This window comes from uncultured Nocardioides sp. (assembly GCF_947489365.1).
Taxonomy (GTDB): Bacteria; Actinomycetota; Actinomycetes; order Propionibacteriales; family Nocardioidaceae; genus Nocardioides.
Genome location: NZ_CANLDB010000001.1, coordinates 450,900 through 464,058 on the forward strand (window position 1 = coordinate 450,900; position 13,159 = coordinate 464,058).

General features: G+C 74.0%; 11 protein-coding genes. 6 read left to right on the plus strand and 5 right to left on the minus strand.

Going from position 1 to position 13,159, the window contains the following annotated elements; translation table 11 throughout:
- Window positions 1-28: 28 nt before the first annotated feature.
- The 3 genes from Q0858_RS02225 to Q0858_RS02235 are packed head-to-tail and all read right to left on the minus strand — an operon-like array spanning window position 29 to window position 3,590.
- Window positions 29-775 carry a hypothetical protein gene (locus Q0858_RS02225; protein WP_299050597.1) on the minus strand — a complete coding sequence of 249 codons (747 nt, stop codon included), beginning with the start codon at window positions 773-775 and terminating at the stop codon, window positions 29-31.
- On the minus strand, window positions 772-2,310 hold the full coding sequence (locus tag Q0858_RS02230; protein WP_299050600.1) for a glycosyltransferase: 1,539 nt from the start codon (window positions 2,308-2,310) through the stop codon (window positions 772-774). The genes Q0858_RS02225 and Q0858_RS02230 overlap by 4 nt, the downstream gene beginning before the upstream one ends.
- Window positions 2,307-3,590: a hypothetical protein gene (locus Q0858_RS02235; RefSeq protein WP_299050603.1), complete on the minus strand. Its 1,284-nt coding sequence runs from the start codon at window positions 3,588-3,590 to the stop codon at window positions 2,307-2,309. Before Q0858_RS02235 ends, Q0858_RS02230 begins: the two co-directional genes overlap by 4 nt.
- 220 nt (window positions 3,591-3,810) lie before the next feature.
- Between Q0858_RS02235 and Q0858_RS02240 the strand changes: the two genes are divergently transcribed.
- Both Q0858_RS02240 and Q0858_RS02245 read left to right on the plus strand, forming a co-directional pair.
- Window positions 3,811-4,659, plus strand: a complete 849-nt coding sequence (locus Q0858_RS02240) for a hypothetical protein (RefSeq protein ID WP_299050606.1) — start codon at window positions 3,811-3,813, stop codon at window positions 4,657-4,659.
- Window positions 4,656-5,150 (plus strand): SigE family RNA polymerase sigma factor, encoded by a 495-nt coding sequence (locus tag Q0858_RS02245; protein WP_299050609.1) that lies wholly within the window; start codon window positions 4,656-4,658, stop codon window positions 5,148-5,150. The genes Q0858_RS02240 and Q0858_RS02245 overlap by 4 nt, the downstream gene beginning before the upstream one ends.
- Before the next feature lie 4 nt (window positions 5,151-5,154).
- Here the strand turns inward: Q0858_RS02245 and Q0858_RS02250 are convergent, their stop codons facing one another.
- Both Q0858_RS02250 and Q0858_RS02255 read right to left on the minus strand, forming a co-directional pair.
- A complete protein-coding gene (locus Q0858_RS02250; RefSeq protein ID WP_299050611.1) occupies window positions 5,155-6,393 on the minus strand; it encodes an aminotransferase class I/II-fold pyridoxal phosphate-dependent enzyme in 1,239 nt (412 codons plus the stop codon).
- 99 nt (window positions 6,394-6,492) lie between these two features.
- A complete protein-coding gene (locus Q0858_RS02255; RefSeq protein WP_299050612.1) occupies window positions 6,493-7,377 on the minus strand; it encodes a LysR family transcriptional regulator in 885 nt (294 codons plus the stop codon).
- Window positions 7,378-7,471: 94 nt separating this feature from the next.
- Here Q0858_RS02255 and Q0858_RS02260 point away from each other — a divergent pair, with 94 nt between their 5' ends.
- The 4 genes from Q0858_RS02260 to Q0858_RS02275 all read left to right on the plus strand — a co-directional run bounded on the left by Q0858_RS02260 (window position 7,472) and on the right by Q0858_RS02275 (window position 13,090).
- Window positions 7,472-8,581: a mandelate racemase/muconate lactonizing enzyme family protein gene (locus Q0858_RS02260; protein WP_299050613.1), complete on the plus strand. Its 1,110-nt coding sequence runs from the start codon at window positions 7,472-7,474 to the stop codon at window positions 8,579-8,581.
- A gap of 90 nt (window positions 8,582-8,671) precedes the next feature.
- Window positions 8,672-10,762: an NADH:flavin oxidoreductase gene (locus tag Q0858_RS02265; protein WP_299050615.1), complete on the plus strand. Its 2,091-nt coding sequence runs from the start codon at window positions 8,672-8,674 to the stop codon at window positions 10,760-10,762.
- 10 nt (window positions 10,763-10,772) lie between these two features.
- On the plus strand, window positions 10,773-12,044 hold the full coding sequence (locus Q0858_RS02270; protein ID WP_299050616.1) for an aromatic ring-hydroxylating dioxygenase subunit alpha: 1,272 nt from the start codon (window positions 10,773-10,775) through the stop codon (window positions 12,042-12,044).
- Complete coding sequence (locus tag Q0858_RS02275) at window positions 12,041-13,090, plus strand: hybrid-cluster NAD(P)-dependent oxidoreductase (RefSeq protein ID WP_299050618.1); 1,050 nt, start codon at window positions 12,041-12,043, stop codon at window positions 13,088-13,090. The genes Q0858_RS02270 and Q0858_RS02275 overlap by 4 nt, the downstream gene beginning before the upstream one ends.
- Window positions 13,091-13,159 lie beyond the last annotated feature (69 nt).

Here is a 13,159-nt window from a genome sequence, read left to right on the forward strand (position 1 = left end):
GCTCGATCCCGGTCGCCTGTCGGTCGGTTCAGTCGCGTGTGACCGCGTCCGACGTCGTCCGCTCCCGGGAGTCGAAGATCCCGACCGGGACGTCGGTGCTGACGGTCCGGCGGTCGAAGGTGTCGCTGCCGGCGGAGGTCTCGACGAAGACGACGGCGTCGAACGTCAGCTCCACCCCGCGGGTGCCCCGCGGCACGGAGCCGAGCTTCTGCTCCTGGAGCTCGAAGGAGCCCTTGGGGGAGGTGATGAGCATCCCGTCGTCGTTGCCCGCCGGCTCGGGGTCGAGCGTCACGTCACGGGCCTCGGCGTCGAGACGGTACGGCTCGTCGGCCTTGCGGTCGCGCTTCCCGTCCTCGCCGATGACGACCGAGGAGACGTCGAGGTCGCCCAGGTAGACCTCGCGCTTGGAGTCGAACGGGTCGCGCTCGCCACGCGAGGTGTCGAAGGCCTGGAGCGTGTACGTAAAGTACTTCCCGCCCTTCGGGTGCCACTCGTGGGTCCGGGGCGTCCGGGCCGTGGGGTACATCGTGAGGACCACGTCGATGTCGTCCGCGCCGCGGACGTCGAGGTGGGCCTGCACCGTGCCGTCGTCCGTGAACTCCGACGAGATCGGGTCCGGCGTACGCCGCTCGGCCGCGGCCGGCTGGGCCGCGGGGTCGCCGCCGACGAGGCCGGCGGCCGAGTCGACGATGCCGCAGGACGACGTCGCCAGGGCGGTGGCGGCGAGGACGACGCCGAGGGCGATCCGCCCCGTGGTGCGGGTGGACGTGGTCACGACTGGAACCCCCGGTTTCGCTTCATGATCTTGAGCACCATCCAGGCGGTCTGGACGACGGTGATGATGCCGAGCACCGGCCAGCCGACGGAGAGCATCGCCGAGCGGACGTCGACGGACAGCTGCAGCCAGATGGCCAGGCCGGCGAGGACGACGACGAGCAGCGTCAGGTAGGGGTAGAGCCAGGCGCTGCCGCGCCCGCTCTCCGCCTTGGCCTGGGCCGCCCAGTTGTCGGACTGCTGGTGGGAGAAGAACTTGAGCCAGGCGCGGACGAAGTGGCCCATCCGCACCCACATGTAGACCTCGGCCTGCACGAGCGTGGCCGCGAACAGGTAGTCGCGCCGGTTGGCGTTGGCCATGGCCCGTACGACCTTGAGGTTCAGCAGGATCGCGACGGTCGGCGGGATCAGCCACCAGGCCTGGAAGACGAACGCGTCGATCGTCAGCGACCCGATGAGCAGCAGCAGGAAGCCGACGCGGGTCAGGATGTTGAGCACCATCGAGGCGTGCTCGAACCACCGCAGGCGCAGGTTCGGGTGGAGCGGTTGGCCGCGCGTGTCGCCGCGCTGGCCCGGCCACATCAGGTCGATGGCGCCGAAGTTCCACTTGACCTGCTGGGCGTCCAGCGAGCGGAGGGTGGTCATGCCGCCGACGTGCGCGCGGGCGGTGGCGCTGATCTTCGTCAGGTAGCCGGCGCTCTTGATCTGCAGCGACAGCAGGGAGTCCTCGACCTCGCTGTCGTTCACCCACGGGGTGCGCTGGTGGCTCTGGGCCATGACCTCGCGCAGTGCGCGGGTCGAGAAGATCGAGAACTGGCCGCCGAGCACCGCCATGTTGCGCCCGCGCAGCAGGTTCTGCATGTTGAAGGCGGCGAACTGGGCGCGCTGCCCGGCCACCAGCCACCGACCGACCCGGGTGTCCATCGCGCTGTCGTCGATGGAGTAGATGGCCGAGATGCCGCCGATCCGGTCGTCGCTCGTGACCTCCGCGACGAGCGCCTCGACGGCGGTCGGCTCCGGGGTGGTGTCGCCGTCGACCCCGAGCATGTAGTCGCAGTCGGACACCAGCGAGTAGCCGTGGTTGAGCGCGCCGACCTTCTTGTCGGGGTTCACGCCGATGTCGTGGACGTAGATCTCGGTGGTCTGCGTGCCGAGCTCGGTGGTCCGCTCGTGCTTGCCGGCCCAGTGGGACGCGATCTCCACGGTGTCGTCGCTGGTGTTGTTGACGATCAGGTGGATGACGTCCGGCAGCCGCGTCTGCATCAGCAGTGCGTCGAGCACCCCGCCGATGGTCTCGGCCTCGTTGTACGCCGGGATCACGCAGCCGACCGTGGGTCGGCTCTCCTCGATGGCCGCGACCTCGGCCAGGAACTGCTCGGCGTAGGCGTTCAGCCCCGGGTCGGCGACCGTGACGTAGGGGTTGTCGACCGGGGCGGCCGGAGCCTGCTGCGGGGCCGCTGCCGGAGCCGCAGCCGGTGCTGCGGTGGCCGTGGGTGCGGCGTGGGTGCGGGTCCGCGTGCGGATGTGTCGGGTCATGACGGGTCCTCGTCGGTGGTGGTGTCCGGAGAGGGGGGGACGGTGGTGTGGCACTGCTCGCCGTCCTGGTCGGCGTCGGGCAGGTGTGGCAGACCGAGGCGACCGAGGGAGGTCTCCTGGCCGGTGCGGACCGCGACCGGGACGGTCAGGTCGTCGTACTTGCAGTAGCTCGTGCCGCGGCCCAGGTACGGGCTGTACGGGCCGGGCCCGACGACGAGACGCAGGTCGGTGCGGGTGGTGAGCTGCCCGCCGAGGCGGAACGTGCCGTCCTCGTCGGTGGTGGCGGTGGCGAGGACGGTGCCGCGCTCGTCGAGGAGCTGGACCTGGCCGTCCTCGAGGGTCGCCTCCGGGCGGTTCGCGTCGACGAGGGTCCCCCGCAAGGAGGCGCCGCGCTCGGTCAGCTGCACGGAGTCGAACGTGGCCCGACCGGCCCTCACGACCTTCCGCGGGGTGGCAGTGGTGCCCAGGTAGTTGCCGGAGCCCGGGACGACGACGCGGTAGCGGCCGGGGAACAGGCCGGAGAAGGTGTACGAGCCGCCGCGCATCCGGGTGACCCAGAACTGGCCGGTCCGCTCCGACACGGCCGTGGCGTAGCCGGTCCCGGACGCCCGGGTCTCCCCGGCGTACACGTCGAGGAGCAGGGTGCCCGCCTTCGTCCCCAGCGCGATGTCGACCGGCTTGTAGACGCCCGCCCTCAGGCGCGGCAGGTAGATGCTCCTCGCCGTCCACCCGCCCTGGGCGTCGTAGGTGAAGACGGAGTAGGCGCCGGCGGGCAGGCCGCCCAGCGCGTAGTTGCCGTGGCTGTCCGCGGTGGAGGTGTAGACCGTCTGGTCCTTCCTCGCGGCGACGACCCGGGCGCGGGGTGCCACCGTGCCGCCGGCCCTCACGCTGCCGCCGATCGAGGCGCCCTGCACGAGCCGGACGTTGCGCTGCACGGTCCTGCCGGCCTCCACCGTGACCTCGACGGTCGAGGGAGCGCGCTTGCTCGTGTCGTACGTCGGCCGGCGGTCGGTGACGGTGAGACGGTAGGTGCCGGGCGCGAGGCTCAGCGAGTACACCCCGCCCGTGGCCCGCTTGGTGCCGCTGCGGGTGCCGTCGGTGCTCGTCCAGGAGAGGTCGGCGGTGCTGTCGCCGAGCCCGGTGATCGCTCCGCGCACCCCGCCCGTCGGTGCGGCAGCCTGGGCCGGTCCGACGGTGACGACGAGCGCGCTCATCAGCAGGGCCATCGCGGCCAGCGCGACGGTCACGAGGGCCCCCCGGCCCAGCTGGTTCGTTGACATGTCATCACCGTACGAGCGGCGGAGCCCCTTTTCGGGGGCCTTGGGGAAGCCTGGCCGGATCCTGAGGTGACTGCTGAACCGCCGCGGAGGATGCCCTGCGCTCCCCTTGAGGTTCGCGGTGCTCCCGGTCACACCGGCCCGGTCGGGCGGGCGTGGCAACCGATGGTGCGCCGTCGTCGTAGGAGTGGTGACAGGGTGCTCGTACCGACCAGGAGGCGACGTGGAGATCGACTGGGAGCGTGAGCTCGACGGGGTCGTCGGTGGTGGAGCCGGCGGCGACCGGCCGCCGTCCGACTTCGTCGTCCCGGGCCGCAGGGCCCTGAGTCGTCGCCGCGCGGCGCTCACGGGGGCGTCGGTCGCCGCGGTCGCGGTCGTCATCGGTCTCGGGGTGTCCGTCGGTGGCGCCACCGGACTGGTCGGCCAGGGCCCGACGGGTGCCGGGTTCGCGGTCGACCCGACGAGCGCGCCCTCGCCGGAGGCCGACCCCGTCACGGAGTCGTGCTCGCCGAGCGACAGGGACACGTTCGCGGAGTACGACGGCGTCGGACGGCTGTGCGTCGCGGCCGGGGCGGCGGTCGTCCAGCGGGTCGCCGACCCCATGGCGTACGGCGAGGGGCGTCGACGCTCGATCGGGCTGGTCGTCGAGAGGGAGGGGGAACGCGAGTTCGTGCTCGCGACCTGGCGTCGCGGGTCGTCCTCGACCACCCAGCGCCCGGCCGTCGGTGCCCTGGAGGAGTGGTTGCCGGCGGTGGTCGCCGCCCAGCGGCTGCTCGACGGCGACGCCGTGCCCGACGAGACGCTGACGCTGGACGCCTCGGGCGAGGTCGTCGCCGGGGAGGGCATCACGGTCGTGGACCAGCGGGACGTGGACCTCGGGCCGAGCTTCGCCCCGCCCGGGAGCCCCGCCGTGGCGGTGGAGCTCGAGGTGAACGGCGAGCGCACGTTCGCCCTGCTCCGGAGGGTCGACGGGACGACGGACGTGATCCCGAGCCGCATCGACTTCTTCGACCTCGACGCGTTCGTCGCCGACGCCCGCGAGCGGTACGACTCGGGCGAGGGCGTCCTGTGAGGCGTGAGGAGCGCGAGGCGGCGTACGTCGAGTTCGTCGCCGCACGCCAGTCCCACCTGCGACGCATCGCCCACGGCGTGTGCCGCGACGCCTCCCGTGCCGAGGACGTCCTGCAGGACGCCCTCGTGAAGCTGTACGTCGCCTGGCCCCGGGTGCGCCTCGAGAACGCGGAGGCCTACACGCGGCGGATCATCGTGCGCGCGAACCTCGACCAGGTGCGTCGGCCGTTCCGTTCCCGCGAGGTCAGCGGCCTCGACGGGCACGACCGGGGCGAGGAGTCGGAGGCGTCGTACGAGGACCGCAGCGTGCTCCACGACGCCCTGCGCGACCTGCCCGAGATGCAGCGCAAGGTGGTGGTGCTGCGCCACTGGGTCGGGCTGTCGGTGCGGGAGACCGCGCAGGACCTGGGGATCTCGGAGGGCACGGTGAAGAGCTACTGCTCGCGCGGGCTCGAGAAGCTGCAGGCGGCACTGGAGACCTCCCGGTCCTGAGCCCTCACCGGTCGCGGACGGCCGCGCCCATCCTTCTCACGGCCTCGGTGAGGACCTCGGTCGACGTCGCGAGGTTGAGCCGCACGTGGCCCGCGCCGCCGGTGCCGAAGGTGTGCCCGGCGCTGAGGGCGACCCGCGCGGCGTCGACGAAGAACCGGGCGGGTCCGGCGAGGTCGGTGACCACGGCGGGCCCGTCGCCCGGCGAGGAGTCGTCGTCGGGCAGGCCCAGGTCGCGGCAGTCGAGCCAGGCGAGGTAGGTCGCCTCGGGCGGCGTCCAGCGGACGGCGGGGAGGTGCTCGGCCAGCAGCCCGCCCAACAGCGTCCGCTTGGCGTCGAGACCGAGCAGCAGGGCGTCGAGCCAGGGCTCGCCCGCGGTGAGCGCGGCGGTGTGGGCGAGCACGGCGAGGTGGCTCGCGCCGTGGCCGACCTCCTCGGGCAGCCGGGCCAGGTCGGCGGCCGCCTCGGGCCCGGCGACCAGGACGGCCGACTTCAGGCCCGCGAGGTTCCACGCCTTCGACGCGGAGGTGACGACGAAGGCGTCCTCGGCCCCGGCGACCGACAGGTAGGGGACGAAGGTGGCGCCCGCGGGCACGAGCGCGGCGTGGATCTCGTCCGCGACGACCCGGACCCCGTGGCGCCGGGCGAGCGCGGCGACGGCCTCCAGCTCGACGCGGGTGTGGACCACGCCGGTCGGGTTGTGCGGGTTGCTCATCAGGTACGCCGCCCGCCCGCCGCCGGCGACGGCCTCGTGGAGTCGGCGGTCGAGGTCGTCGAGGTCGAGGCGGCCGTCCGGCGTCAGCCCGGCCTCGACCACCCGCCGTCCGTCGTGGGCGGTGAACGCCTGGAACGGCGGGTAGACGGGGGCGCTCACGACGACGGTGTCGCCGGGGGCGGTGACCAGGCGCAGCGTCTCGACGATGCCCTGCATGACGTCGGGCACGACCGCGGTCCGCGCGACCTCGAGCCCGTCCCAGCCCCACCGCCGCGCGGCGAACCCGGCCAGCGCCTCGGCGTACGCCGTCCCGACGGGGTAGCCCGTGTCGCCCCGCCGCATCGCGTCGCTCACCGCGGCGACGACCGGCTCGGCGAGGACGACGTCCATCTCCGCGACCCACAGCGGGAGGACGTCGTCGGGGTACTGCCGCCACTTGATGCTGGTGCGGCTCCGCAGCTCGGCCAGGCTCAGCTGCTCCAGGGGGTCGGGGACCGCCGCGGCCGACGTGTGTGGATTCGCTGTCGCCATGACGACAGCGAACCACCACGGTCCGCCCTCGGGGTGGCCACGGTCTCGACGACGCGCGCTCGCTGGCGCTCGCGTGCTGCTCGACCAGCGGTGGCTGGGTCAGTCCCCGGTGCCCATCGCGGCGAGCGCGGTGGCGACGCGGGGGTGGGCGCGGGCGCCGGTGCGGTGGACGCCGAGCAGGTGGCGCGCGGGGCGGGGGTCGCCGCGCAGCGGCACGCGGACGATGTCGTAGACCGACGGCAGGTTCGCGAGCTGCGGGACGAGGGCGACCCCGAGGCCGGCGTGGACCAGTGCCGCGCCGGTGTCCCACTCGACCGCCTCGTGGGCGAGGTCGGGAGTGAAGCCCGCCGCGAGGCACGCGCCGGCGACGAGGCGGTGGTACGGCCGGCCGGGGCGGTCCATGATCCACGGCTCGTCCGCGGCCTCGGACAGGGCGACCGACGCGCGTCCGGCGAGCGGGTGGTCGGTCGGGACGAGGAGGTCGAGGGGGTCCTCGCCCAGGGCGTGCTGCTCGAAGCGGCGGTCGGCGCGTGAGGGCGTCGCCTCGGTGGCCACCACGACGGCGAGGTCGGCGCGCTCGGCGAGCAGCAGGTCGAAGCACTCGACGGGGTCGGCCTCGACGATGCGGACGACGGTGCCGGGGTGCTCCTCGGCGACCCGCCGGGCCGCGTGGGGGAGCAGGGTGGCGGCGGCGGTCGAGAAGCCGCACAGGGTGAGGTGGCCGCCCGCGTGGGCCTGCACGCGGGCCCGGGCCGCCTCCCAGCTCGCGGCCACGTCGTGGGCGTGGTCCAGCAGGACGAGGGCGGCGTCGGTCAGGCGGACGCCGCGGCCCTGCGGCTCCACCACCGGTGCCCCGACCTCCTTGGCCAGCGACCGCAGCTGTGCCGACACCGCCGACGGGCTGTAGCCGCTCGCCTCCGCCGCCGCGGTGACGCTGCCGTGCTGTGCCACCAGTCGCAGCGCGTGGAGACGGGCATCGAGCATGCAGCATGATTGCACGGTTCTGCCCGGATCTTCGCGACGATCTGCAGCGTCCTGGGCGGGACGTACCTCGGTACGGTGGGCCGGTGAGGGCCCCGTGAGGATCGCCGAGATCGCCGTGTTCTCCCACCGCATGCCGGTGGTCGGGGGCACCTACCGCATCGCCAGCAGCGAGGTCGACGCCCTCGACAGCACGCTGGTGCGGATCACCGCGGACGACGGGACCGTCGGCTGGGGCGAGACGTGCCCGGTCGGCCCGACGTACCAGCCGCACCACGCCCTCGGCGCCCGCGCGGCCCTCGCCGAGCTCTGTCCCTCCCTGCTCGGCCGGGACCCGAGCCGGCTCCGCGGGCTCCACCGGACCATGGACGGCAGCCTCGCCGGCCACCGCTACGCCAAGGCCGCGGTCGACATCGCCGCGCACGACCTCGTCGCCCGGCACCGCGGCGTCCGGGTGGCCGACCTGCTCGGGGGACCGCTCGTCGACGCGGTGCCCTCCTACTACGCGACCGGCGTCGGCGAGCCCGACGCCGTCGCGGAGACCGCCGCGGCGAGGGTCGCGGCCGGCTACCGCCGCATCCAGGTGAAGATCGCCGGACGCCCCGTCGAGACCGACGTCGAGGTCGTCCACCGGGTGTGGGAGCGCCTCGAGGGCACCGGGGCGCGGCTGGTCGTCGACGGCAACCGGTCGCTGACCACCTCCGACGTCGTCCGGCTGAGCCAGCAGTGCCGCGACGTGCCGCTGGTGCTCGAGCAGCCCTGCGACACCCTCGCGGAGCTCGAGGTCGTCCGCGACCGGCTGGCCCACCCCGTCCACCTCGACGAGGCCGGCACCGACCTCGCGACCGTCGTCCGGGCGATCGGTCGCGGCGTCGTCGACGGGTTCGCCATGAAGGTGACCCGGCTCGGGGGCCTCGTGCCCATGGCCACCTTCCGCGACGTCTGCGAGGCGACACACGTGCCGCACACCGTGGACGACGCCTGGGGCGGCGACGTCGTCGCGGCGGCGTGCGTGCAGCTGGCCGCCACGGTCGACCCCCGCCTGCTGGAGGGGGTCTGGATCGCCCAGCCGTACGTCGAGCAGCACCTCGACCCCGACCACGGACCGGAGGTGGTCGACGGCCGGATCGCGCTGCCGGAAGGCCCCGGGCTCGGTGTCGTGCCGCGCGCGGACCTCCTCGGGGAGCCGGTCGCCGTCCACGGGTGACCCGTCCGTCGTACCGTGCAGTCCTGACGCACGGTCGGGCGTCGTTTCTTGCGATGGTGTGCACGGTCGCGGGCTTGCAGACTGACGCCCATGACGACCCTCGCCGCCCGTGAGCACACGCCCGGGTCCGGGCGGACCGGGCTGGCCGACCCGCTGCTGCAGCCCTTCACCCTCGGCCACCTCGAGCTGCGCAACCGCGTGGTCAGCGCGTCGCACGAGCCGGCGTACACGGAGGACGGGATGCCGAAGGAGCGCTACCGGCGCTACCACGTCGAGAAGGCCCGCGGCGGGGTCGGCCTCACCATGATCGGCGGCTCCGCCGTGGTCTCCCCGGACAGCCCGCCGGCGTTCGGCAACATCGAGGTGCACCGCGACGAGGTCGTCGGCTGGCTGCGCGCGCTCGCCGACGAGGTCCACGACGCCGGGGCCGCGGTGATGATCCAGCTGACCCACCTCGGGCGCCGCTCCAGCAACTTCTCCGGCGACTGGCTCCCGCTGGTCTACCCCAGCGGGCAGCGCGAGCCCGCCCACCGCTCGTTCCCGAAGGTCGCCGAGGCCTGGGACGTCGACCGCATCGTCGGCCACTACGTCGCCGCCGCCCGGCGCTGCCGGGACGCGGGCCTCGACGGCATCGAGCTCGAGGCGTACGGCCACCTGCTCGACGGCTTCCTCTCGGCCGCGACCAACGACCGCGACGACGCGTACGGCGGGGACGCCGACCGGCGCCGAGCCTTCGGCCTCCGCGTCGTCCGGGAGGTCCGCGCCGCGGTCGGGGGTGACTTCCTCATCGGCCTGCGGATGAGCATGGACGAGTGCCTGGTCGGCGGGATCGACCTCGACGAGGCGGTCGAGACCGTCCGGCTGATGTCGGCGGAGGGCGTCGACGTGCTCTCGGTGATCCGCGGCACGATCGACTCCGACGCGACGCTGGCGAAGGTCATCCCCTCGATGGGCGGCCGCTCGGCGCCGCACCTCGCGTTCGCCGGGGAGGTCCGCGCGCGGGTCGACGTCCCCGTCATGCACTCCTCGATGATCTCGGACGTCGCGACCGCCCGGCACGCGATCACCGCCGGCCTGCTTGACCTCGTCGGCCTCACCCGCCCTCAGATCGCCGACCCCCACCTCGTCGCGAAGGTCGCCCGGGGCGAGGAGGACCGGATCCGGCCCTGCGTCGGCGCGAACTACTGCCTGGACGCGATCTACGAGTCCGGCGACGCCAAGTGCCTTCACAACGCCGCCACCGGGCGGGAGCTGCTGTGGCCGCAGCTCGTGCCGCCGACCGAGCGCGCCCGCAAGCGGGCCGTCGTCGTCGGCGCCGGCATCGCCGGCCTCGAGGCCGCCCGGGTGCTGGGGGAGCGGGGCCACGACGTGACCGTGCTCGAGGCCAACGCCGCCCCCGGCGGTCAGGTCCGCCTCGCCGCGGCCGCCCCCCGGCGCCGCGACCTCGTCGGCGTCGTCGACTGGCGCGTGGCGGAGGCGGCCCACCTCGGCGTCGAGATCCGCTGCGGCGTGATGGCCGAGCCGGACGACGTCCTCGCCCGCGACCCCGACGTGGTCGTCGTCGCCACCGGCGGCCTGCCGAACACCGACGTCCTCGACTCCGGCTCCGAGCTCGTCCTCGACACCTGGGACGTCCTGTCCGGCGACCGCCACCCCACCGGCACCGTCCTGGTGTACGACGACCACGGCGGCGAGGCCGCGCTCGGCACCGTCGAGCTGCTGGCCGGCCGCGGCTGCGACGTCGAGCTCGTCACCCCGGAGCGCACGGTCGGCATCGGGGTCGGCGGCATGAACTCCCCGGCGTACCTCACCGCCTTCGCCGAGCACGACGTCCGCACCACGCTGGCGACCCGGCTGCGGTCGGTGGCGCGGGTGCCCGGCAGCCGGCGGCTGGTCGCGACGCTCGGCAGCGACTACACCGACCGGACCTGGCGCCGCGAGGTCGACGCGGTCGTCGTCGAGCACGGCACCGTGCCCGCCGACGACCTCTACCACCGCCTCGTGGCCGGCTCGACGAACCTCGGCGAGGTCGACCAGGCCGCGCTGCTGGCTGGCCGGCCGCAGGAGGTCGCGACCAACCCGCTCGGCGGCTACCAGCTGTTCCGCATCGGCGACGCGGTCTGCAGCCGCAACATCCACGCCGCCGTCTACGACGCGCTCCGGCTCTGCGTCGCGATCTGAGGAGGACCCCGTGACCGCGCTCCCCACCACCGCCCAGCCCACCGGGCTCGAGTGGGACCTCCTCGAGCGGGTGCCCGGCCGCCCGCTGCCGGGTCACCTCTACACCGACGCGGCCGTGTACGACGCCGACCTGCGCCACGTCTTCGGCCGCCACTGGTTCCTCGCGACCACCGAGGCGGAGGTCCGCGAGCCCGGGGACTTCGTGACGATCGACGTCGACAGGCGCTCGATCATCGTCATCCGGGACGACGACGGTCAGGTCCGCGCCTTCCACAACGTCTGCCGCCACCGCGGGGCGCGCTTGCTGACCGAGCCGTCCGGCTTCGTCGGCAACCTCACCTGCGGCTACCACTCGTGGACCTACGGCACCGACGGCCGACTCCTGCACGCGCCCGGGCTGACCGGCACGGACCCGGCCTGCCTGTCGCTGCGCGCCGTCGCCGTCCGTGCGGTCGCGGGGCTGGTGTTCCTCAGCCTCGCCGCGGTGCCGCCGACCGACATCGACGACTTCGCCGCGCTCGCGACGCCGTACCTCGAGCCCCACGGCCTCGCCCGGGCCAAGGTCGCGGCGCAGGTCGACCTGGAGGAGGCCGGCAACTGGAAGCTCGTCATGGAGAACAACCGCGAGTGCTACCACTGCGACGGCCACCCCGAGCTGTCGTGCTCGTTCTTCCCGACGTACGGGCTCGAGGCCCACGAGGTGCCCGAGCGGCTGCGCCCCGCCCACGAGCGGTTCACCGCCGCCGAGGCCGACCTCCACGCGCGGTGCGTCGAGCTCGGCCTGCCGGACGCGCTCCTGGAGGACCTGGTCGACCCCGACGTCGCCCACCGCGTCGCCCGTGAGCCCCTGGACGGGGCGGGGGAGTCGTTCTCGCTGACCGGCCGGGCCGTCGTACGCCGCCCGCTGGCGGACCTGGGCGAGGCCCGGCTGGGTCGGCTGAGCATCCACACGCAGCCCAACGCGTGGCTGCACGTGCTGTCCGACCACGCCGTCGTCTTCTCGGTGCTGCCGCTCGGCGTCGACCGGACCCTGGTGCGCACCACCTGGCTCGTGCACGAGGACGCGGTGGAGGGCGTGGACTACGACCTCGCCGAGCTCACCCACGTGTGGACCGAGACCAACGCCCAGGACAGCGCCTTCGTCGCGCTCACCCAGGCCGGCGTCGCCGACCCGGCGTACGAGCCCGGTCCGTACACCTCGAGCGAGTACCAGGTCGACCACTTCCTGTCCTGGTACACCGCCAAGATGCTCGACGGGCTCACCGCGGGACGGGCCTCGTGAGCGGTTTCGACGCGGACCTGCTGGTTCGCCGGGTCGTCCCGGTGACCCACGACGTGACGACGTTCGTGCTGGAGGCCCCCGCCGGGTGGGACGGCCGGTTCGACGCCGGGCAGCACCTGACGCTGACCGTGCCCGTCGACGGGTCCACCACGGGGGAGAGTGTGGAGCGCTGCTACACGATCTCGTCCCCGCCGACCCGTCCCGGGACGCTGACGATCACGGTCAAGCGGCAGCCCGGCGGGGTGGTCTCGCCGTGGCTCCACGACCACGTCCGCCCCGGCGACCGGCTGCGCGCCCGCGGACCCGCCGGCGCCTTCACGGACGTCGAGCACCCGGCGTCGTCGTACCTCTTCCTGACCGCGGGCAGCGGCGCCACCCCGGCGATGTCGATGGTCCGGGCGATGGCCGACCGGGGGAGCGGGGCGAGCGTGGTGCTCGTCCACAGCGCGCGGACCCCGTCCGACATCCTGTTCCGCCGCGAGCTCGCCGCGCTCCCCGAGTCGGGTCTCGACCTGCGGGTGACCTCGGTGTGCGAGTCGGACTCGCCGGCGGACCGGTGGGACGGGCCGCTCGGCCGGCTGTCCGCGTCGCTGCTGCAGCTGGTGGCGCCGGACCTCGACCGCCGCGAGGTCTTCCTCTGCGGCCCGCCCGGCTACATGGCCGCCGCGACCGCGCTCCTCGACGGCCTCGGCGTGGACCCCGAGCGGGTGCACCGCGAGTCGTTCGAGGTGGGCACCGCGGACGCGCTGTTCGCGGAGGCCCCGGTGGACGCGGACGCCCCGGCCACGGTGCGGGTCGAGCTCAAGCGCACCGGCCGGACCGTGGTCTGCGGCCCGGGCGACACCGTCCTCGACGCCGTCACCGCTGCCGGCGTCATGCTCCGCTCGTCGTGCCGCCAGGGCCTCTGCGGCACCTGCAAGATCTCGCTCGTCGAGGGCGAGGTCGACATGCGGCACCAGGGCGGCATCCGCCAGCGCGAGATCGACGTCGGCCGCATCCTCCCGTGCTGCTCCCGCCCGCTCACCGACCTGGTGCTCGACGCCTGAGGTACCTCTGCGGTCGACGCTCGGAGATCGAGGTGTGAGGCCGCCCGCGGCCGAGCCACGAGATCACCG

Excerpts from the sequence above, each read along its gene's own strand:
- Q0858_RS02230 (WP_299050600.1), bottom strand. The coding sequence starts at position 2,310 with ATGACCCGACACATCCGCACGCGGACCCGCACCCACGCCGCACCCACG.
- Q0858_RS02235 (WP_299050603.1), bottom strand. The coding sequence starts at position 3,590 with ATGTCAACGAACCAGCTGGGCCGGGGGGCCCTCGTGACCGTCGCGCTG.
- Q0858_RS02250 (WP_299050611.1), bottom strand. The coding sequence starts at position 6,393 with ATGGCGACAGCGAATCCACACACGTCGGCCGCGGCGGTCCCCGACCCC.
- Q0858_RS02255 (WP_299050612.1), bottom strand. The coding sequence starts at position 7,377 with ATGCTCGATGCCCGTCTCCACGCGCTGCGACTGGTGGCACAGCACGGC.
- Q0858_RS02265 (WP_299050615.1), top strand. The coding sequence starts at position 8,672 with ATGACGACCCTCGCCGCCCGTGAGCACACGCCCGGGTCCGGGCGGACC.